Consider the following 4,606-nt stretch of genomic DNA (forward strand, 5'->3'; position numbering starts at 1 on the left):
ACGCATTTTCCTCCCTGGCATCCCTTGTGAGTTTCTGGCTCGCATGGCGGGCAGGGCCCTCCGCAGTCAAGCCCGGTTTCCCCATTGTTCTGGATTCCGTCAACGCATGAAACAGGGCATAAGTCTGAACCGTCGCAGTTCTCGTCAATCCCATTCCTGCAATTGTCAATTGCATTAGGGTGGATGTTCGGGTTTGCATCATTGCAGTCAATTTCCCCGCATCTTCCGCCGGTTATATTGTATCCGTCCTGGTCGTTGTCTATGCAGGGGCATGGCGCGCACAGGCTTCCTCCGCAGTCAACATTCTCCTCGTCAAAATTAAGAGTGCAGTCATTGCAGTGGTCTAGCGCAGTTGATTTTGAAGGGACCTCTTTTATTCTCAGCCTTGCCGTTAGTTCGGGCCAGGCATTGAAAATTTTGTTTTCATCGTTCCCAAATTTCTGTGCTGTAATGAAGTAGCTGCATCCGTCCTTTCTTAGGCATGAGCCCGGCTTTATCCTGTTTACCTCTGCACAGAGGTCTGTATTGAAGTTCTTGAAAACTATTGAGAGGTACTGGTCTGAAGCGCCTTTTTCAATAAAGCCGCTTATCTCCCTCGCATTCAGCTTTGCAAGGTATAATGTGTCAAGCTTTGTGTTTTCAATATTCTTATATTCGGGATTTTCCCCTTTTATGAGCCGGACTATTGTTGAGAATGGATTTTTTATGAAATTGATTATTGATTCAATTGCAGTTGATTCAAGCGAGAAGCTCTCGTTTGCAAAGAAAACCGCCTGGATTTTTGAGTTGTACCACACATCTTTTTTGGAGCTGCATGCAGCATAATTAGTTGAGTCCTTGACAGAGTCGCAGTAGTTGGGCTGCCTGTCAATTGATTTCGTGAATGGATATGGCAGGATTTCCTCAACCTTCCAGTTGAGTGCTGTTCCTGCAATTACTTTATAGCCGTCTGATGTTCCATACCTTAATACGCATACGCTGTTCAGGCACGGGATTGAATATGATGTATTCTTGTATTGGCAGCTTGAAAGGTAGCTCATTACAGGAACGTATTCGTAATTGTTGAATACTTTTGTGTAATTGTCGCAAATGAGAGTGTAGTTTTCCCTCCCAATTGCATTTGAATCCACAAACTTCAATAGTTCCCCCGCAATAATCGCTGTCCTTGAAACCCAAACTCCATTGCTGCAGTATCTGTCAAGTATAAACTGCCCGTCTTTAATGCACTTTGGCTTGTTTGCTCCAAAATACGCATCTGGATTATCATTGCTGGATTCTGAATTTCCTCCCACATAGCACTGCTCTGCCCTCGCGCAGCATCCCTTGGTGGAATATGCCCAGTCATATCTCTCAAAATTGCATGTTGGGGGCGGGGTTGCAGTTGGGGAAGGAGTGGGAGTTGGAGCAGCAGTTGTAGTTGAAGCAGATACAGTTGATGTTCCTGAAGTAGTGCTGGAAACAGACGTGCTTGATATTAAAGTTGTAGTAGGAACAATAGAAGTTGTGGTAGGAATGGTAGTTGTACTCAAAACAGAAGTGGTAGTAGGAACAGTAGACGTAGAAGCAACAGTACTAGTAGAAACAGTCCCTCCGCAAGTTTCTCCATTTGCAATTAAACCAACTTTATTACATCCTGAAGGGCACGTGCATCCAAAGCTGCAATCGCAGACCGCATTACAGGTAGAACTGGCTTTTGTAGAAGTGCACGGACAGTTGCTGCTTGCTGAAATCCATTTTCCTGCATTACATGAGCCAGATGTTGGGGTAGTTGCGCTTCCTGCCATGCATCCCTTTCCTGAATCAAGGCACCATCCGCATCCGCTTGAGCCAGTTCCAATGCAAGTTGCGCAATTAGTTGAAGTGCATGTTGCAGTTTTGCAGCATATTCCAGATGAGCATGTCTTGTCAGGAACATAAATTTCTCCTATAACCGCATTACATGATGGCTTGCATGTTCCAACATCGGCAGTGCAAGTATAAACTGGAGTAACAGAAGTTGTAGTAGTAAGGATCGTAGTAGTAGAAAGAACAGATGTAGTTGAAGTTGTAGTTACTAATGCTTCGCATCCATTAAGGTTATTGGCATCCTTATCTGCATAACCTGAATTGCAGACGCATTCGCCTTGTGAACAATGCATATTCTGAATTATGGTTCCTGCGCCAATATAACCTGCTTCGATTTGAGAGCAGCTTAAAATAATGTTTTTGCATGTTTTTGTTGTAGAATCGCAGTATTGTTCATTAACAGATAATCCTAAGCAGGTATCATAGATTGTTGTAGTGAAATCTATGCAGTTTCCTGAAACAAATCTTGCGATTCCGTTATCGTTTTCAGAACAAGAAGCATAAGAAACAGAAGTAGTGCTTGCAGTAGAAGAGGAACTTGTGCTCCTGGTAGTTGTTGAGGAGGCAACGCAGCCATATTGCTTTCCCAATGTTGAAAATGTGTATCCTGTATTGCACACGCATGTGCCGGCAGTTGAATCGCAGTGCATATTGCAGGTAGTGCACAGAAGATTGGGGTCAGAGCCTCCTGTGCAGGATAATGATTTGATTTGGCAATAGCTGTCTTTGCAAAAATATTCCTTTGTGCTTGAAGAGTCTGTGCATGAATCACTATAAGTAGTTCCGCGGTAATCAGAACAGGTTAATCTTTCAAATCTGGTAATGTTAGTTGGTCCGCTGCATAATACACAACCGCTGTTTGAACATTTGCCTGCCACAGAGCCTGAAAAGCATGATTTTGAATAACATGTACTTGTGAATCTGCAGAAATAGTAGTATCCTCCTCCTGCAATTGTTGCCGAAATGAGTTCTGCGCAGTCAGCGCACCTGTTTTTTCCTGCAAGCGCATAATAAGTCCATGAGCCTGCATCACTTCTTCCTGTATCTATGGTAAAACCTGTTGGCGGTAATACTCCACACGTTCCAGATGGGTATTCTATGGCGCTTACTGCGCTGGAAACCAGAAGGACAGCTAGTATTGCAAAGAACAGAACTAATATCTTACTATTCATCAGACCACCACACTCTTTTATTGGATTGAATGTTAAAAATGAACCTATCTGAGCACTGTTTCAGCACTCCACCGCTTCATTATAAACTATTTTTTGCTGTTTTTAAATTTTTCTATAAAGATAATCTGTTTTTCCGTCTTTTTCAGTATTTTCTTGAAAAGACTGCAAATCTTGTTCCGGGATGGGTTTCAAATTCGCTTTGAGAATAATTGTATTTTGCCCTTGAAAGGAATGTCTCATTCTGCCCCATTGAGACAATGACAATCTCATAATCAACGTTTTCAGGGAGTTCCCCATAATATCCTGTATTGGTGTAATCCCGCAGATACCAGGGAATTGGCCAGTAGCTGACTTCAGTTGCAGAGATTATCATTGAAGTGTTTGTTGGATAATTCTTAATTATTTCTGCCATTGCTTCTTCCATTCCTTTTCCGGCATGTGCATAGGCAAGGGGATTTCTCGCATCTATACTGTGGTCCACAAAATTTATCCTTATCATTGTTGCGAAGGTTGAGAACGCAATTATTGAAATTAGTGCTGCTGCTGCAAATCTTCTTCCCTTAAATAATTCAAAAATTTTCTCAATTGGAAGGACTGAGATAAGCATAAGGAAAAAAAGCACGAACATTCCATTCCAAGGCGTCTTGTATGGCGTTATTGACATTACAAGTATTGTCAGAGAGGAAATGTAGATTAAGAACTTTGAAAATGTGTTTTTCCTGTTTATGAATAGCCCGATTATTGCAAAGAATACTACAAAGATGTCAAGCTTTGCTGCAAGCGAAAGATAGTATGTGAACGGCTTGTTGTGCCCTGAGCGCTCAACTGCCTTTGTGAGCGAATGGATTATCGGCTGGGTGAATGCCTTTTTCAGGTTTTCAGGATACCTGAAAAAACAGCTGTATAGCATTATGAAAATGAAAAGGAAAATTACAACTGATATTATAATTTCCTTTGCGTGCTTTTTCACCCATACAATGCTTTCAGAAATGAAATTCTTAACCCCGACAGCAATTGCTTTGAATAAATTCTTTTTCTCGGAAAATTCCGTGCGGATATGGCTGAAAAGGCTTCTTAACGGGAAGAATGAAAATATAACCGGGACAATGAAGTAGCTCACTTCCTTTATTGAGAAAAGCATTGCTGAAGTGAATGCACACAGGTAAAAGAATATCTTCCTCTGGGTTTCAGTGTATCTGAAAATGGATATTATCAGAAGAAGCATGAAAAAAAGGTAAAGCGTCTCGTGGAACCCGAATCTTGCAAAGTATTCATACATCGGCGATATTGCTATGAAGAATGCAAGCGCAAGGACTGATTTGTCTCCGATGTATTTCCTTAAAGGAATCAGCAGGAAAAGGATGATTATCCCGAATATTGCAGGAAATATCCTTAATGACAAAACCCTTTCCCCAAAAATCCGGAATGCAAGAGCGTCCAGGAAGAAAAGCACAGGACCGTGGTATTCTGCGTCATACTGGTAGTTTCCGTTTCTCAGTATTCCCTGCACAAATGAGGCATAAACTGCCTCGTCATGATGCACTGTTCTTAATTCAAGATTGTATAATCTCAGGAATGCGCAAAATACA

2 protein-coding genes are annotated in these 4,606 nt (G+C 41.8%); both read right to left on the minus strand.

The window, feature by feature from the left end; all coding sequences use genetic code 11:
• Positions 1 to 3,017: putative metal-binding motif-containing protein (locus tag NTV63_04250; protein MCX6710131.1), on the minus strand; the 3,017-nt coding region annotated here is incomplete at its 3' end.
• 142 nt (positions 3,018 to 3,159) lie between these two features.
• Positions 3,160 to 4,606 (minus strand): TIGR03663 family protein (locus NTV63_04255; protein MCX6710132.1); only part of this gene is annotated, 1,447 nt, incomplete at its 5' end.

The sequence above is a fragment of the Candidatus Woesearchaeota archaeon genome (genome assembly GCA_026394965.1).
Lineage (GTDB): Archaea > Nanobdellota > Nanobdellia > Woesearchaeales > 0-14-0-80-44-23 > JAPLZQ01.